This window comes from Knoellia sp. p5-6-4, assembly GCF_029222705.1.
Taxonomy (GTDB): domain Bacteria; phylum Actinomycetota; class Actinomycetes; order Actinomycetales; family Dermatophilaceae; genus Pedococcus_A.
In genome coordinates this window covers 918,742-935,828 of the sequence record NZ_JARGZF010000002.1, presented here as the reverse complement: position 1 = coordinate 935,828, position 17,087 = coordinate 918,742, and the positions used below count along the sequence as shown (strand labels likewise).

The 17,087-nt window shown below is 72.0% G+C and carries 12 protein-coding genes; 8 read left to right on the top strand and 4 right to left on the bottom strand.

Translation table 11 applies throughout. The features are described from left to right. The first annotated feature begins 100 nt into the window (after window positions 1-100). Both P2F65_RS15865 and P2F65_RS15860 read left to right on the top strand, forming a co-directional pair. A complete protein-coding gene (locus P2F65_RS15865) occupies window positions 101-2,833 on the top strand; it encodes an FG-GAP-like repeat-containing protein (RefSeq protein ID WP_275809865.1) in 2,733 nt (910 codons plus the stop codon). Window positions 2,834-2,888: 55 nt separating this feature from the next. Further along, the gene (locus P2F65_RS15860; RefSeq protein ID WP_275809863.1) at window positions 2,889-4,892 is read left to right on the top strand and encodes a SpoIID/LytB domain-containing protein; all 2,004 of its coding nucleotides are present in this window, start codon (window positions 2,889-2,891) and stop codon (window positions 4,890-4,892) included. Window positions 4,893-4,969: 77 nt separating this feature from the next. Here the strand turns inward: P2F65_RS15860 and P2F65_RS15855 are convergent, their stop codons facing one another. Both P2F65_RS15855 and P2F65_RS15850 read right to left on the bottom strand, forming a co-directional pair. Continuing rightward, the gene (locus tag P2F65_RS15855; protein ID WP_275809859.1) at window positions 4,970-5,608 is read right to left on the bottom strand and encodes a CoA transferase subunit B; all 639 of its coding nucleotides are present in this window, start codon (window positions 5,606-5,608) and stop codon (window positions 4,970-4,972) included. 1 nt (window position 5,609) lies between these two features. Continuing rightward, complete coding sequence (locus P2F65_RS15850) at window positions 5,610-6,410, bottom strand: CoA transferase subunit A (RefSeq protein WP_275809856.1); 801 nt, start codon at window positions 6,408-6,410, stop codon at window positions 5,610-5,612. A gap of 351 nt (window positions 6,411-6,761) precedes the next feature. Between P2F65_RS15850 and P2F65_RS15845 the strand changes: the two genes are divergently transcribed. Continuing rightward, entirely contained in the window at window positions 6,762-8,414 is a 1,653-nt protein-coding gene (locus P2F65_RS15845) for a peptidoglycan-binding protein (RefSeq protein WP_275809853.1), read from the top strand. A 6-nt stretch (window positions 8,415-8,420) separates the two neighbouring features. Here P2F65_RS15845 and P2F65_RS15840 read toward each other — a convergent pair whose 3' ends face one another. After that, window positions 8,421-9,134 (bottom strand): TIGR03089 family protein, encoded by a 714-nt coding sequence (locus P2F65_RS15840; protein ID WP_275809850.1) that lies wholly within the window; start codon window positions 9,132-9,134, stop codon window positions 8,421-8,423. A gap of 34 nt (window positions 9,135-9,168) precedes the next feature. Between P2F65_RS15840 and P2F65_RS15835 the strand changes: the two genes are divergently transcribed. After that, complete coding sequence (locus tag P2F65_RS15835) at window positions 9,169-11,280, top strand: hypothetical protein (RefSeq protein ID WP_275809847.1); 2,112 nt, start codon at window positions 9,169-9,171, stop codon at window positions 11,278-11,280. 32 nt (window positions 11,281-11,312) lie between these two features. On the opposite strand, the gene P2F65_RS15830 is transcribed toward P2F65_RS15835, so the two are convergent. Beyond that, a complete protein-coding gene (locus P2F65_RS15830) occupies window positions 11,313-12,101 on the bottom strand; it encodes an inositol monophosphatase family protein (protein WP_275809844.1) in 789 nt (262 codons plus the stop codon). 76 nt (window positions 12,102-12,177) lie between these two features. Between P2F65_RS15830 and P2F65_RS15825 the strand changes: the two genes are divergently transcribed. The 4 genes from P2F65_RS15825 to P2F65_RS15810 are packed head-to-tail and all read left to right on the top strand — an operon-like array spanning window position 12,178 to window position 17,068. Then, window positions 12,178-13,272, top strand: a complete 1,095-nt coding sequence (locus tag P2F65_RS15825; RefSeq protein WP_275809841.1) for a glycosyltransferase family 2 protein — start codon at window positions 12,178-12,180, stop codon at window positions 13,270-13,272. Beyond that, window positions 13,269-15,158, top strand: a complete 1,890-nt coding sequence (locus P2F65_RS15820; RefSeq protein ID WP_275809838.1) for a glycosyltransferase family 4 protein — start codon at window positions 13,269-13,271, stop codon at window positions 15,156-15,158. The genes P2F65_RS15825 and P2F65_RS15820 overlap by 4 nt, the downstream gene beginning before the upstream one ends. Then, window positions 15,158-16,192, top strand: a complete 1,035-nt coding sequence (locus P2F65_RS15815) for a lysylphosphatidylglycerol synthase domain-containing protein (RefSeq protein ID WP_275809835.1) — start codon at window positions 15,158-15,160, stop codon at window positions 16,190-16,192. Before P2F65_RS15820 ends, P2F65_RS15815 begins: the two co-directional genes overlap by 1 nt. A gap of 9 nt (window positions 16,193-16,201) precedes the next feature. Continuing rightward, on the top strand, window positions 16,202-17,068 hold the full coding sequence (locus P2F65_RS15810; RefSeq protein ID WP_275809832.1) for a methyltransferase domain-containing protein: 867 nt from the start codon (window positions 16,202-16,204) through the stop codon (window positions 17,066-17,068). Window positions 17,069-17,087 lie beyond the last annotated feature (19 nt).

The following is a 17,087-nucleotide window of genomic DNA, read 5'->3' as shown; positions in this document are numbered from 1 at the left end:
ACCTCTGGTGGTTCCACTGGAACCAGCGTGCCTGATGGGAGATGGTGGCGGCTCTGTGACAAATGTGCCGATCCGACGGCCGCACGTGAGGGAGCTGACTGTGACGACACCAACCCATCAGAGCCCGGTCGCACGCCGGGTGGCAGGGGCGCTCGGCCTCACCCTGCTGTGCGGGTCGCTGCCGGTGTCGGGAGCCTGGTCGCTCAAGGAGACGCCGAAGCCCCGTCCGGTGAAGACCGCCGTGACAAGGGTGCCGCTCTCCGTTGTGAAGAGCGAACCGCCGGGCGCGCCGCCTTCCTCGTCGGGCTCATCGGCGACAGCTCGCGGCACGGTGGCGCAGAAGGGCGCCGTGCTGTCAGCCGCACCGGTGGACCTGCCGACCGATTTGGCGGTGGTTGGGGCCACGTGGGCTGCCGGCTCCCCGGGCGACACGCCGCAGGCGCGCGTCCGCACTGCTGGGACCTGGGGGCCGTGGCAGGACCTGGAGGTCGATGACGACCACGGACCCGACGCTGGCAGACCCGAGGGCGACGCCGCCCGCGGCGGCTCAGCCCCCCTCGTCGTGACCGCGGCCGAGCAGGTCGAGGTCCGCATCGTCTCGAGCGACGGGAGCCTCCCCCAGGACGCACGGGTCGAGGTCATCGACCCGGGCGCGTCGCCGGCCGACGCCCCCGCCGCGTCGGGGCCGCCGGCCTCGGCCTCGGCCGCCGCGGCTAAACCGACGATCTACTCGCGTGCGCAGTGGGGGGCCGATGAGTCCAAGCGAACGGGGAGCCCGGCATACGGCCAAGTTCAACTCGGCTTCGTCCACCACACCGTCGACACCAACAACTACACCGCCGCCCAGGTGCCCGGCATCATTCGGGGCATCTATGCCTACCACGTCGACGGCCAGGGCTGGAGCGACATCGGTTACAACTTCCTCGTCGACCGCTTCGGTAGGACCTGGGAGGGGCGTTACGGTGGCATGGATCGGGCCGTCATCGGGGCGCAGACGGCCAACTACAACTCCTGGTCCACCGGCGTGTCGGTGATCGGGGACTACCGGGATGCCGCGGTGCCGTCCGCCGTGACGAGCGCGGTGAGCCGTGTGCTCGCCTGGAAGTTCAGCCTTGCGGGCATCCCTGCGACCGGGAAGGTCTACGCTCGCGACAAGTACTTCGAGCGCATCTCCGGGCACCGTGACGGCTACCCGACTTCATGTCCTGGCGCGCAGCTGTACGCGAAGCTGCCGTCCATCCGATCGACGGTCGCGAGCTTGGTCGGACGCCTGCCGGTGGCGACCGCCAAGCGTGACGTCACCGGCGACGCATCCTCCGATCTCGTGTCCTACCCCGGGACACTGACGACCGCCACGATGACCGGCACCGTCTCGCTGCTGCGGGGCGCCAGGCCGATCCCAGTCGCTTGGGGAAGGCGGCTCGGCTCGGGGTGGAACGCGCTGAGCAGTATCACGGCGACCCCTGACTTGACCGGCGACGGCAAGCCCGACGTTGTCGGTGTCGAGTCGAGTGGCGGACTGCGTGTCTACCTCGGGGACGGGCACGGCGGCTTCTTGGGTCGCCGAACCTATGGCAGCGGATGGGAGCACGCCGAGATCCTCATAGCCGCTGGCGACCGCACCGGTGACGGTCTCAACGACTTGCTGGCTGTCTTCAGCAACGGCGAGCTCAGGCTGTACCCCGGCAAGGGGACCGGCTACGTGACGGCAGCCCGGGTCATCGGTACGGGGTGGAACGCCGTGAATCACCCGTTGTCCGCTGGCGACCTGAACTCTGACGGTCACCCAGATCTGTTGGCGGTGACTCCCTCCGACGGCCAGTTGAGGATGTATGCCGGCTCCGCCACCGGAGGGGTCCAGTCGGGCGTGATGTGGGGCTCCGGCTGGGGAGGTTTCACCGCACTCGCCGCAGCAGGTGATCTCGACGGTGACGGGCGCCCGGACCTGGTGGCCCGCGAGGCGTCGGGACGCATGCGTACCTACTACCTAGGCGCCACCGGCAAGGTGGAGCGCTGGAACGTGTGGGGCTCAGGGTGGACGGGTATGCGCGACGTGTCGTCGAGCGTAGATTTCGACTCCGACGGCCGAAACGACGTGCTTGCGGTCAACCCCGGCGTCGACAGCGGCACCCTCACCCTCTACGCGGGTAACGGGCAGCGTGACTTCACCAGGCAGGCTGCACCCGTAGCCGCGCCCGCTGGGGCTGACCTGGTGCGAGTCGTGGGCGACGTCAACGGTGACGGTTGGGCTGATCTGGTCTCCAGGCTGCCGGCGAAGGACACACTGGCCTTTCAACCGGGACAGGCCGGTGGCACGTTCGGCTCCCCCGTGACGATCGGATGGGGCTGGAAGTCCTTCAGCATGCTCGAGCCCGTGGGGGATGTCACGCAGGACGGAGTACCTGACCTCTTGGTGCGGCGCACCAACGGCACAGTGTCGCTCTACCCCATGCGCCGCGACTTGACGTTCTCAAAGCCCATCGACCTCGATTACGGATGGGGGACGGTGCTCAGTGCGACCGGCGCGGGCTCGTTCAGCGGTTCAGATGTCAACGGAGACATCATCGCCCTACGTGGCGACCACGCGATCGTGATGTGGCGAGGTGGAGGCCACGGCGCTGCCCTACTGGACGAGTACGTCATTGCGTCGGCACAAAGCGACGTCGTCCGCATTCTTGGCGTCGATGACGTCAACGGGGACGGACACAGGGACATCCTGGCCGCCGGACGAGACGGCCGGTTGTGGCTCTACGCAGGCAACGGCAAGGGTGGGCTTCAGGGCAGCAGGCAGGTCGTGCGTGGCGGCCAGGGTGGAGGGATGGTTCTTGGCTAGGTCAGCAACAGCGGGATCAGTCGTGCGACGGGGTCTGGTCACAGTCGCCGTCCTGATGGCCGCCGCCGCAGGGGTGGTCGTCGGTGCGCCTCAAGCAGGGGCTGCCAGCGAGGTGTACCCGCTGCCCTACACCTCATCCTGGACGGTGACGGGACATGGCTTCGGCCACGGCCGCGGGATGTCGCAGTACGGCGCGCTAGGGGCTGCCCGGGCGGGCAAGACGTGGCAAGAGATCCTTGGGTTCTACTACCGCGGGACAACTCTCGGCTCGATCGGCAACCCCATGATCAGGGTGCGGGTCGCCAGCCTGGGCAGCGCGGTGGAGGCTTATCCCGAGGCGGGGCTCCGCTACTCGTGGGACATGAGCACCTCGTGGCTGCTCCCGACGACCCAGGGCGGGGCGGCTGTGGCCCGTTGGCGCATGCTGCCGAACGCGAAAGTCGCCGGCACCGCGACCAGGGTTCGTCTGGAGTACCTCCCGACTGGTTCGTCGACGTGGCGCTACTTCGCCACGTCGAACGCTCCGTCAGTCGGTGCGTTTCTCAACTCCACGTCAGGTCAGGTCACGACCCGTCGGGGGAGTGACCGTCTGACCTACTCCGGACAAGTTCGCACCACCCTAATCGGCAGTGCAGGCGCTGAGGCCCTCGTTCCCGTAGTTGCCCTGCCGTTGGAGACCTATCTGCGCACCGTCGTTCCGGGGGAGGTTTTCGCCTCCTGGCCGCAGGCAACTTTGCGAGCGCAGAGCGTCGCGGCCAGGAGCTTCGCGGAGTACCACCGCCGGAACGCACCGATCTCGCCGTTGTTCTACGACGTCTACGACGACACGAGGAGCCAGGTCTTCAAGCCCACTTTCGTCAACGGCTCGTCCAATGAGGCCATCACGACGAATGATGCCATCGCCTCCACCGCACAGACCGCAGTCCTGTACGGCGGCCATCCGGCGTACACCCAGTTCAGTGCCTCTAGCGGGGGTTGGACCTCGGCAGGCAGCAAGCCGTACCTCGTGGCGCAAAGGGATGACTGGGACGCCGTGGCGGACAACCCGTACAACACGTGGACCAGGACTGTGCCCGTATCGACCCTGGAGTCCCGGTTTCCGGCGATCGGATCGTTTCAGAGGCTTCTCATCTCGCAGCGCAACGGTCTGGGAGACATGGGCGGACGTGTGGTCAGCGCCACCCTCACCGGCTCCAAGGGCAGCCTCACCGTCACCGGCGACCAACTGCGCTCAACGCTGGGAATCGGTCGCTCCGACTGGTTCAAGCCAACTGCCACCCAGTCGTGGCCGTCCTTCCCACGCGACCTCAGTGGTGACGCGAAGGCCGACGTGCTCGGCGTCAACGCCGCAAACGGCTCGATGCGGCTTTATCGGGGAAACGGGTCTGGCGGGTGGGATGTCGCATCCGACATCAGCGCCGCCAACTGGAACGTCCATCGCATGGTCTTCACCGCAGGGACCTGGGATGGTGACGCGCGTTCGGACGTCATGGCGGTGTCAGCGGACGGCTCCCTCTACCAATACCCGACCCTATCGGGGGGTGGCCTCGGCTCGGCTCGCAAGATCGGGAGCGGCTGGCAGGTGATCGACATTGCGCTTCCGGTCGGGGACTTCACCGGCGACGGTTGCACCGACCTGCTCGGCCGGCGCAGCGACGACGCCACGCTCTGGGTCTACGCCGGCAACTGTCAGGGAGGGTTTTCAGGGAGGGCGCGTGTCGGGTCGGGCTGGCATGTCTTTACCGCCGTCTTCAGCGGCGGCGACGTCACCGGTGACGGCAACCCTGACGTCATGGCGCGGACCTCGTCGGGTCAGCTCTACATCTATCCAGGCAACGGCGGAGGAGGTTGGCTCCCTCGCAGGACGGTCTCGTCCGGCTGGGGTTCGTACAACGCGCTGTTCTCGCCGGGAGACTTCAACGGCGATGGCCGAGGCGACATCATCGCCCGCGGTACGGATGGTCGACTCTGGCTCTACCGCGGCACTGGCAAGGGCACGTTCTGGGCGCGTGTGCAGATCGGGCACGGATGGAACGTCTTCTCGAGGCTGCCCCTGTAGGGCACCAAGGCCCGCTAGCGCGAAGGGGCGGGACCCGGCAGGGTCCCGCCCCTTCGCGTCGTGCTCCGGTGCGCCGGTCAGGCCAGGTCGACCGTGAACGCCGGCTCGGTTCGCTCGCGGACCTCGTCCTCGGTCACGCCGGGGGCCAGCTCGCGCAGCACCAGGCCGTCGCCCGTGACGTCGAAGACGCACAGGTCGGTGATGATCCGCTCGACCACGCCGCGGCCGGTGTAGGGCAGCGAGCACTCGTCGACGATCTTGTAGGAGCCGTCCTTGGCGTTGTGCTCCATCAGCACGATGACCTTCTTGGCGCCGTGGACCAGGTCCATCGCGCCGCCCATGCCCTTGACCATCTTGCCGGGGATCATCCAGTTGGCGATGTCGCCCTTGGCCGAGACCTGCATCGCGCCGAGGATGGCGGCGTCGACCTTGCCGCCCCGGATCATCCCGAACGAGGTGGCCGAGTCGAAGAACGAGGAGCCCTTGCGCAGGGTCACGGTCTCCTTGCCGGCATTGATGAGGTCGGGGTCCTCTTCTCCCTCAAAGGGATACGCGCCGACGCCCAGGATGCCGTTCTCGGACTGCAGCACGATCTCGACGTCGTCGGGCACGTAGTTCGGCACCAGGGTGGGTAGTCCGATGCCGAGGTTGACGTAGGCGCCGTCGGAGAGCTCCTCGGCCGCGCGGGCCGCCATCTGCTCACGGGTCAGGGCCATCTCAGGCCTCCTGGTTCTGGTCGGCCGCTGCGGGGCGGGGTCGGGTGGTGCGGCGCTCGATGCGCTTCTCGGCGGCCTGCTCCGGCGTCAGCGGCAGCACCCGCTGCACGTAGATGCCGGGCAGGTGGATCTCGTCGGGGTCGAGCTCGCCGGGCTCGTAGAGCTCCTCGACCTCGGCGATGGTGACCCGTCCGGCCATGGCGCACAGCGGGTTGAAGTTGCGGGCCGACTTGTTGAAGACGAGGTTGCCGTGCCGGTCGCCCTTCCACGCCCGCACCAGGCCGAAGTCGGCCACGATGGCGCGCTCGAGGACGAACTCCTTCTCCTCGCCGTCGACCTCGAAGACCTTGGTCTCCTTGGGCGGCGAGGCCACCGCGACGGAGCCGTCGGTGTTGTAGCGCCAGGGCAGGCCGCCCTCGGCGATCTGCGTGCCGGCACCGGTGATCGTGTAGAAGCCGGGGATGCCCGCGCCGCCGGCGCGCAGCCGCTCGGCGAGCGTGCCCTGCGGCGTCAGCTCGACCTCGAGCTCGCCCTGGAGGTACTGGCGGGCGAACTCCTTGTTCTCACCGACGTACGACGACACCATGCGCCGGATGCGCTTGTCGCGCAGCAGGATGCCGAGTCCCCAGTCGTCGACGCCGCAGTTGTTGGAGATGGCCTCGAGGTCGGTCACCCCCGCGTCGTGCAGTGCGGCGATGAGCACGCTGGGCACACCGCACAGGCCGAACCCACCGACCGCGAGGGAGGAGCCGTCGACGATCCCGTCGATGGCCCCGGATGCTGAGGAGACGACTTTGTCCATGGCCGGACTCTAGCGCCGCGCCTAGCCGGTCCATGCGTGCCCCCGCACCACCAAAGGCCGCAGCGAGCATGCTCACCACACACGCGGTGAGCCGACGACGAAGCGGAGTGCGACGGGACAGGGCCGAACGGCATCCCCGGCGCGGACGCGCCCTGGGCGGCATCAGCCGTTCGGCCGATGGGGAGCGAAATTCCACGTCTGTAGTTCGACGGAAGCGGTTGTGGCCTGATTGAACCAGTGGGACAAATGTCTGGCTCGGGGACTGCAGGGACGTCTGGGGACTCTGGGTGTTGTGCCTTTTGCGTACCGATCCGCCTCCTACCCAAGGTGGCGACGTCACAAGGAGTGCCCGTGTCCTTCGCCGCCCGCGCGTTCGGTGCCCTGTCCATCCCCGTCCTCGGTGTGCCCCTCGTGGCGGGGGGCGCGCAGGCGGCCTCCGTGCCCAAGCCGCCGACGAAGTCGCTCCCGGCCGCGCTCGACATCGCCCCGCCCTACAACGGCCAGAAGGTTTGCGACCCCCACGCCAAGCCGGGCGTGGTCGCCTTCGCCGGGCTGATGGTGGCGCACTACAAGGTCGGCTCGGCGGCGCCGTGGTACATCGAGCGGAGCTGCAACAGCGGGGTCACCGAGCACTCCGACGGCCGCGCGTGGGACTGGATGCTCAACGCCGGCAACAAGGACCAGAAGGCCATCGCCGACTCGGTGGTGGCGTGGCTGACCGCGCCCGACGCCCAGGGCAGGCAGGGCGCGATGGCCCGGCGCTTCGGGATCATGTACATCATCTGGAACAAGCGGATGTGGCGTGCCTACGACCCCGCGCGCGGCTGGGCGGCCTACTCCGGCTCCTCGCCCCACACCGACCACATCCACTTCTCGTTCACGTGGGACGGCGCGATGAAGCGCACCTCCTGGTGGACCGGCAAGGCGGTCACCACCATCGACCCCGGCCCCGCGCCGGCGAAGCCGAGCCCGAGCGCCCCTCCCACGGCGCCCACCGGTGTCTACGCCATCCTGGTGCAGGGCAGCACCGGCCCCGACGTGGCGCTCGCCCAGAAGGTGATCGGCGTGCCGGCGGACGGCCACTTCGGCCCCGTCACGCTGGCGGCGCTGAAGAAGTGGCAGGCGGCGAACAAGGTGCCGGTCACCGGCCGGCTCGACGCGGCCACCTGGGCCAGGATGGTCGCCCTCGGCAAGGTGCCGGCGCGCGGCTCGGTGCAGCCGGGCACCGCCACGCCGTCCACCCCGTCGACGACGGCCAAGCCGGCCACCTCGCCGCTCGCCCCCTACGCGGGCACGACCCTGCGGAAGGGGTCCACGGGCGCCGCGGTCGTCGCCCTCCAGAAGGCCCTCAAGATCACCGCCGACGGCCACTTCGGCCCCCAGACAGACGGCGCCGTCCGGGTCTACCAGAGCCGCGCGAAGCTCACGGTGAACGGCATCGTGTCGGCGTCGACGTGGAAGGCCCTGATGGGGCAGGGCCCCGGCACCGCCTCGACGCCCTCGCGCAGCACGGCCCGGCCGCCCGTGCAGAGCACCCCGCCCAAGGTGGCCGTGAAGCCGTCGTCCACCACGGCATACACGGCCGTCTCGAAGGTGGTGCTGCGGCCGGGCTCCACGGGCACCGCCGTGCGGGTGCTCCAGCGCGCCCTCGGGGGACTGGCCGTCGACGGCCACTACGGCCCCCGCACCGCCACGGCCGTCGCCGCGTTCCAGAAGGCGCACAAGCTCAAGGCCACCGGCGTGACCGACGCGAAGGTGTGGAAGGCCCTCGAGGCCCGCGACTACCCGCTGCTGGCGTACCGGGGCACTGTCCTCAAGAAGGGGTCCTCGGGCGCCGCCGTGGTGGTGCTGCAGAAGGCGCTGCGGGTGGGCGCCGACGGCATGTTCGGCCCGCAGACCGAGGCCGCCGTCAAGGCGCTCCAGGGCCGCGCCAAGATCGCCCGCACCGGCGTGGTCGCGTCGCTGACCTGGCAGGCCCTCGAGGCGGAGCTGCGCCGCCGCTGACCGGCCTCAGCCCTCGCGGGTGACGCCCTCGGCCTCGAGGCGCGCCTGGTCGCGCTCGGCCGCGGCCGGCCCGCGCGAGAGCACGAGGGAGCCGTCGACCGCCCACACGGCGAGCGCGTCGCGCAGCACCGGCTCGAGGTCGGTGGAGCGGGTGTGCAGACGGGTGCCCACCGGCCAGTCCCGACCGGGCACGATGGCGCCGTATGCCGTGGTGCCGGCGGACGTGCGCAGCGCGGCGTCGTCCGCGGAGGGCTCCTCCCAGGCGACGAACTGGTCGCCGAAGGAGGGAAGCTCGCGCGCCTCGTCGACGACACCGGCGGGCGCACCACCCGGAGCCGAGCGGGCCAGCGCGGGGAGCGTCACGAGCACGGCTGCGGTGGCGTCGCCGGCCACCTCGGGGTCGTCGGTGACGGTGAGGTCGGCGTCCCCGTCCTCGAGGCTGACGCACCCGCCCACCGACCACACGGCCAGCGCCCAGTAGAGCGCCCGCCAGTGCGGCGGCAGGGCCAGCCGCACGGTCGACCCGGGGGCGACGTCGAACTCGTCCTGCAGGGCGTTCGCGGCCTTGCTCACCCAGTTCGCCAGCACCTTGGCACTCAGCTCGATCCGCTCACCCGCCGTCGGGCCCGGGGTGTCGTCGTACCACGTGACCCGCGGCTTGGCGGGGTCGGAGCGGAGCATCTCGGCGAGGACTTCGGCAGGGGTGCGTGGGGCGCGCATGGCCCCCAGCCTAGGAGCGATAGCGTGGCCGCCCGTGAGCAGCCGCGCGCCCCGCAGCTACCCGATGGCCACCGAGCCCACCGACCTGCCGCTCCTGCGGGGAGAGGCGTTCGCCGGTTGGCTGGTCGGGCGGGTGGTCGTCACCACAGCCGTCTGGGTGCTCCTCGGCGCCGCCGCCTGCGGGCTGCTCGCCCTGGCCGGCCTGTGGCAGCCGCTCGTCGCGGCGGTCGTCCTGCTCGTGCTCGCCGCCGTCGCCGTCCGGGTCGCCGCACTCGTCCCATCGCGCCCCATGCCGGTCTGGGTGGCGCTCGCCCTGGCGGTCGTGGCGCTGGGCGCCACCCTGTGGGCCGGGCTCACCCACTCCGAGCAGGTCCTGCCCCGCCGTGACTCCGGCAGCTACCTGCAGTCCTCGCTCGAGCTGGCGCGCGGGCACGAGCGGCCGATCGAGCTCTCGCCCGAGTCGGTCGGCGGACCGGACGTGCTGCGCATCGACGGCATCACGCTCGACAGCCCGGCCTTCTACCAGGTCGGCACACCCGACGACCCCGCCATCCAGCCACAGTTCCCCGTCGGGCCGTCCGCGTGGTACTCGCTCGCGTGGTGGCTGGGCGGCGCGGGCGCAGCCTTCTGGGCCCCCGCCGTGCTCGGGGGGCTCGGCGTCCTCGCCTTCGGCCTGCTCGCGGCCCTGACCGTCGGGCCGCGCTGGTCGCCCCTGGCGGCGCTCGGGCTGGCGCTGTGCTTCCCGCTCCTGCACGTGAACCGGTCGACCTACAGCGAGCCGCTGGCGGTGGTGGTCCTCATGGCGGCGATGGCGGCGCTCGTGCAGGCGTCCCGGGCGGCGCGCGCGCGGGAGGTGGCGGTCGCCCGCGGGGCGGCAGCCGTGGCCGGGGGACTGGTCGGGGCCGGGGTGCTCGTCAGGGTCGACAGCCTGAGGGAGGTCGTGCTCCTCGTGCCGGTGGCCGCGCTCGCCGCGGCGCAGCGCCAGCCCCACGCCCGGCCGCTCCTGCTGGCAGCCGGTGGCTCTGCGGCGGCTGCCTTCGGGCTGACCTGGCTGACCTCGAGCGAGTACCTCAGGAGCATCGCAGGCTCGCTGCTGCCCCTGGTCGCCCTCGGTGTCGCCGTGGTGGTCGTCTGTGCCGCCCTGCTCCGGGCGGGGCGGCACCGCCGGCTCCCCGCGGCCGCCGCGCTCTGGCTGCCCCGGGCGGGTGCCGCGGCCGTCGTGCTCGTGGCGCTCGTCCTGGCCAGCCGGCCGCTGTGGCAGACCGTGCGCCAGTCCGCCGCCGACCCCGGCTCGCGGGTGGTCGCGGGGCTGCAGCTCCGCCAGGGTTTGCCCGTCGACGGCGGACGCACCTACGCCGAGCAGTCGCTGGTCTGGATGTCGTGGTGGGTCGGGCCCGTCGCGCTGGTGATCGCCCTGGTTGCCGCGGTGGCACTGGTCCGCCGGGCGCTGCGCGCGTGGACGGCCGGACGCGACCTCCAGCCGTGGGTGGGGCCGCTCCTCGTGGGTCTCGGCTCCTCGGTGCTGACGTGGTACCGCCCGGGCATCACCCCCGACCACCCGTGGGCCGACCGCCGGCTCGTCATCGCCCTGCCGACGGTGATCCTCCTGGTCGTGGCCGCAGCGGCGGTGTGCACCCGCTGGTCGGCGCGGCGCATGCCGGCCCCGGTGCTGGTCGCGACGAGCGCCCTGGCGGTGCTCGCCCTGCTCGTGCCCACAGCGCTCGCCACCTGGCCGCACGCCACGGAGCGCGTCGAGAAGGGGGAGCTGGCCGCAGTCGAGCAGGTGTGCCGCTCGTTCCGCCCCGGGGACGTGGCCCTCATGGTCGACTCGCGTGCCGCGAACGAGTGGCCCCAGGTGCTGCGCGGCCAGTGCGGGGTGTCGGCCCTGTCGACCACCGGCACGCTGCGCAAGGACCCGGAGGCGCTCGCCGACGCCGTCACCCGGGTGAGTCGGGCCGTCGAGGACCGGGGGATGCGCCTGGTGCTGCTCGGCGCCGACTCCGACGAAGCCGTCCGATCCCTCTCGTCGGGGGAGGTCGAGCAGGTGCTCGACACGACGGTGCTGGAGGACCCCCGGCTGCTCGAGCGCCGGCCCGACCACCTCGTCACCCTGCCGCTGCAGGTGTGGCTCGGCCCGGCCCGCTGACCTTGCGGCTCAGCGGCCGGCGGCCCCGCGGCTCAGCGGCGGGCGATGGCCTCGCCCGCGTGCCGGCGCACGTGGGCGAACGTCGCCCTGTCGGCGGCGACGATGATGCCGGAGACCCGGCTGCGCGGGCCGTAGACCGTGCCGTCCGGGTGCCCGACCCAGCCGCCGGCCTCGTGCACCATCAGCGAGCCGGGGGAGTGGTCCCAGGGGCTGTTGCGGCCGTAGAGCACGTAGTCGACGGCGCCCTCGATGAGCTTGGGGTAGTCGACCCCGCAGCAGACCCACGACCCGACGAGCGGGGGCATGGGCCCGAAGGAGTGGCCGCGCAGGGGCCACATCGACGTGCATCCGCGGGGCTCGTCGGCGTCGGCCACCGGCTTGCGGACGACGCGCTCGCCGTTGCGCCAGACGCCGGCGCCCCTCTCGGCGACCCAGGCCACCTCGTGCTCGGGCTGCCAGATCCACGCCCGCACCGTCTCGCCGGCGCGGGTCTCCGAGACCATCACGGCGTGGTCGAGCGAGCCGTGCACGAAGTTCTTGGTGCCGTCCACCGGGTCGACGGTGAAGGCGTGGTCGGCGGCGAGGTAGCGCTCGAGGACGGTCGGGTCGACGGAGGACACCTCCTCGCCCAGGACGAAGGCGTCGGGGTAGGCCGCGTTGAGGGCCCGCGTCAGCAGCACCTCGGACTCCTGGTCCGCCACGGTGACCAGGTCGCCCGGGTTCTTCTCCATGACCTCGCCCGAGGCGAGGGAGCGGAAGCGCGGCGTGATGACCTCGGCCGCGACGTCTTTCATCAGGTCAAGCACCGCGTTGGTGTCCACGGGTCCCACCGTTCCACACGGGCCCGGCTCGGCGTTAATCAGGGCGCCCCGCGTGCCGGGTAGGCTCCTGAGCACGATGAACGAGCACACCGCCACCGACACCCCCTCGGCGCCCGCTCCGGCAGCGTCCCCGCCCACCGAGCCGCTTCCCGTCGACGCCGGCCTCGGTGCCCCGGCAGCGCCGGCCGGCCAGCCGGCATACGAGGACGCGCTCCGGGCGCCCGCGCACGAGATGCCGCCGGCCACCCAGGCCGCACCGCAGGAGACGGACGGGGCGCAGCCGCGGCCCTACGTCACGATCGTGCTGCCCTGCTTCAACGAGGGTGAGCACGTGCTGCGCGAGATCGACCGCATCACCGCGGCGATGAACGCGAGCGAGTTCACCTACGAGCTGCTCTGCATCGACGACGCGTCGACCGACAACACCCTCGAGGTGCTGAACGACGCGGCCCAGCGCTACGCCAACATCCGCGTGATGCCCTTCCGGCGCAACGGTGGCAGCGGCACGGCCCGACGCATCGGCACCCAGCAGGCCTATGGCGAGATCGTCGTGTGGACCGATGCCGACATGACCTACGAGAACGAGCGGATCCCCGAGCTGGTGCGGATCCTGCGCGACGACGAGTCCTACGACCAGGTCGTCGGCGCGCGGACCACCGAGGAGGGCACCCACAAGTGGGCCCGGGTGCCGGCGAAGTGGCTGATCCGCAAGATCGCCGAGCGCCTGAGCAACCAGACGATCCCCGACCTCAACTCGGGCCTGCGGGCGTTCCGCCGCGAGGTGTCGCTGCCCTACCTGCGGCTGCTGCCGCCCGGGTTCTCCTGCGTCACGACGATCACCTTGGCGTTCCTGCAGAACCAGCACGACATCAAGTACGTGCCGACGTCCTACGCCAAGCGCGCGGGGGAGTCGAAGTTCCACTTCGCGCGCGACGCCTACCGCTACATCCTCCAGGTCCTGCGCATGGTGATGTACTTCGACCCGCTCAAGGTGCTCATGCCGCCGGCCCTGTGGCTGTTCGTGATCGGCGTCGTCAAGGGCGTCGTCGACATGGTCCGGCACCCGTTCTACTTCCCGGCGAGCACCGTCCTGCTGGTGATCAGCGGCATCATGATCGGCACCCTTGCCCTGCTGGCCGACCTCGTCGTCAGATCCCGCGAGGGCGTGTGAGCGCGGCGGCCCTGCGGGTCGCCGTCGTCGGGCCGGCCCACCCCTACAAGGGGGGCGTTGCCGCCCACACGACGACGCTGGCGCACGAGCTGGCCGAGGCGGGTCACGACGTCACGCTGGTGTCGTGGTCGCACCTCTACCCGAGCCGGCTCTACCCGGGTGAGCAGGCCGTGCCGGGCGGTGCGCCCGACGTGCCGCCGTTCCCGCGCACCGTGCGCGCGCTGAGCTGGGCGCGGCCGGACACCTGGGTGCGCACCGGCCGTCGGCTGCGCGGGTTCGACGCCGTCGTCGTCGTGCACGTCATCCCGGCGGTCGTGCCCGCCCACCTCGCGATGCTGCGAGCGGCCGGGGTCGGCAGCCGCAGCGCCGACGCACCCCGTTCGGTCGTGATCGCCCACAACGTCCTGCCGCACGAGACCCACCCGGGCGACCGGGCCCTGGTGCGCCGGCTCTTCGAGCGGGTCGACGCCGTGCTGGTGCACTCGGCCGAGCAGGCCCGCCTGGCGCACGACCTCGGCGCGGCACGGGTGTCGCTCGCCGAGCTGCCTCCTCACCTGCCCGGCGGCGCGCCCGCCGAACGCCCCGCCTACGAGGGGCCCACGCGCCTGCTCGCGCTCGGCATCGTCCGCGAGTACAAGGGCGTCGACCTGCTCATGCGCGCCCTGGCGCGGGTGCCCGGCCCCACCCTGACGGTGGCCGGCGAGATGTGGGGCGAGGCCGGTGAGCGCGTCAAGGCGCTGGCCCAGGACCCGCGCCTGCGCGACCGCGTCGAGGTGCACAGCGGCTACGTGCCGGCCGACCGGCTGGCCCCCCTGCTCGCCAGCCACGACGTGCTGGCGCTCACCTACCGCACGGCCACGGCCTCGCAGAACGTCCTGCTCGGCCTGAGCCACGGCCTGCCCGTGCTCGCCTCCGACGTGGGCACCTTCGGGAACCAGGTGCGCGACGGGGTCGACGGCCTGCTCGTGCCCCCGGACGACGAGGACTCGCTCGTGGCGGCGCTCGAGCGCCTCGCCGATCCCTCGTATGCCGCCCAGTTGCGGTCCGCGGTCGACGCCCCCGACCTCTCCGGGCCGTGGGCGACATACGTCGGCACCCTCGAGGCGCTCGCCTCCTCGGAGGGGGCGGCGGAGGACGTCGCGGAGGAGGTGGCGCCCCAGGCGCCACGGCCGCCGCTCGCCTCGCTGCCGGCCCGGGCGGTCGACCGCGCGCGGCGCGCCCTGGCCGCCCGGCGGCCCGCCCTGTCGCTGCAGGCCTCCGACCTCCCGGAGTGGATCCGGGCCACGGACGTGCTCGCCGACGCCCAGGACGCCGACGACGCACGCGACGTCGCGCGTCGGGCCGGCCTGCCCCGCTGCAGCGACGGCATCGCCGCCTGGGCCGCGCTCGGCGCCCTGGCCGCGATCGTCCGGGTCCGCGACGACGGCCGGCGCAGCGCCGTCATCGTCGACGAGTCCGGCAGCCGCTCACCCCTGTCGAGGTGGGTCCGCGCCATCGGCTTCGCGCCCGTCGAGCTCGACCTGACCGGTGGGCGGTCCTCCGTCGAGGTGCTCGACGTCGACACCGCCTCGCTCGACGTCATCGCCAGACTGCACCCCGGCGGTTGCGACGCCGACGACGTCGACGAGGCCATGAGCCAGGCGTCGTGGGCACTGCGCTCCGGTGGCCTGCTCCTGCTCACCCTGCCCATCGGACCGTCCGGGGCCGAGGGCGCCCTAGGCCCTGCCGACGTGCGCGGGGTCCTGGCGCGCGCGCACGACCTCGGCTTCGTGCTGGTCGGCGACCTCGACCGCGACATCACCGAGCGGATGCGCCGTGCCGCGAGCGCCTCGACCTCGGCCGACGCGGCCTACGGCCTGCTGCGGCTCACGCTCCGGAGGCGCTGATGGCAGCGGTGCCGCGCCACCGGGTGCTCAACACGCTGCGCATCACCCTGGCGGTGCTGGTGACCGTCGCCGTGGCCGTCGCCGTGGCCCGCAACTGGACCGAGGTCTCCGCCGACCTGCGCAAGATCGACGCGGGTTCGCTGCTGCTGGCGGCGGGGCTGGTCGCACTGGCCCCGATCCTCACCATGCTCGGCTGGCGGACCCTGCTCGCAGACCTCGGTTCCCCGCTCCACCTCGCGCCCGCCGGTGGCATCTTCTTCGTCGGCCAGCTCGGCAAGTACGTGCCCGGATCCGTGTGGAGCATCGTGGCCCAGGCCGAGATGGGAGCACGGCTGCACATCCCGCGGCGCCGCTCGGCGGTCGTCGGCCTCATCACCCTCGGCATCGCGGTCATCTGCGGCCTGGCCGTGGGCCTGCCCGCCCTGCCGCTGCTCTTCGGGCGCGACGACACCGAGGCGGTCGTGTTGGCCTTCGTGCTCGCGCTCCCGCTGTTCGCCGTGCTGCTCTGGCCCCGCCTGCTGAACTGGGGGATCGCGCTGGGGCTGCGCCTCATGCGCCGCGAGCCGCTCGAGCACAGCCTGTCGGGTCGTGCCGTCCTGCTCTCGGCGACCTGCTTCATCGGCGCCTGGCTGGCCTCGGGGGCCCACGCCTGGGTGCTGGTCCGCGGTGTCGACGAGGCGGTCGTGTCCCCCCAGCGGCTGGCCCTGGTGTCGATCTGCGGCTTCGTGCTGTCCTCGTCGATGGCCATGTTCACATTCGTGCTCCCTGCTGGGGTCGGTGCGCGCGAGGGCCTGCTGGTGCTCCTGCTCGCCCCGGTGACCTCGACCTCGGCGGCCACCGCTGTGGTGGTGCTGTCGCGGTTCCTCACCGTGCTCAGCGACATCGTCTTCGCGGCGGCCGGCTGGCTGTGGGCCCGTTCGCACCACCTGGTCACCTCGCGGCGCGAGCGGGTCGCGGAGGGCGTGCTGCTCGAGCTCGACGAAGAGGTGCCCGACGCGTCCACGGCGTCAGGCCACAACCCCGCAGGCGGATAGGTTCCTCCCATGACCACTCCCGACAACCAGTCCGAGGCCCAGGTCGCAGCCCCGCCCGGTGGCCGTCTCCTCGGCGTGGCCAAGCGGGGCGCCGAGCGCCTGCTGTGGGGCCGCGTCGCCGTCCAGCGACGGGTCGAGCGGCGCCTGCAGGAGCGCGACGGGGAGTCGCGCCCAGTGCCGACCTCCGTGCCACCGACCGGGGTGCTGCGCACCCGCGCGGAGTGGGAGAAGGCCGTCGCCGAGGCGCGTCACCTCCGGCTCCCGCTGCACCGTGACCGGCCGAAGAACTGGGACGCCCTCGGGGCCGTCGCTGCCGTGCTGGCCCTGGCCGACGACGGGTCGCGCACCGCGCGCGTCATGGACGCCGGGAGCGCCCGGTACTCGCCGGTCCTGCCGTGGCTGCGGCTCTACGGCCTCGGCTCCGAGCCCGGCTCGCTGCTCGGCATCAACCTCGAGTTCGGTGAGCCCACCCTCCGCGACGGGGTGGAGTTCCGCTATGGCGACGTCACCGCCACCGGCCTCGGCGACAGCGCGCTCGACGCCGTGACCTGCATGTCGGTGATCGAGCACGGGGTGCCGGTCGAGCCGTTCCTCGCCGAGACCGCCCGGGTGCTGCGGCCCGGAGGGGTGCTGTGCGTCTCCACCGACTACGACCAGAACCCGCCCGACACCGCCGGCCTCACGGCATACGGCACACCGGTGCGGATCTTCGACCCGGCGCAGGTCCGCGAGCTGGTGGCGGCCGCCGACCGCGTCGGTCTCGAGCTCGTCGGCGAGCTCACCGACGAGGCGCTGGCCCACCGCGAGCGGCCCGTGCGCTGGGCCCGGCTCGGCCTCGACTACACCTTCATCCTGCTGACCTTCCGCCGCCGGTAGGCGGCGACAGCGTCGCGAC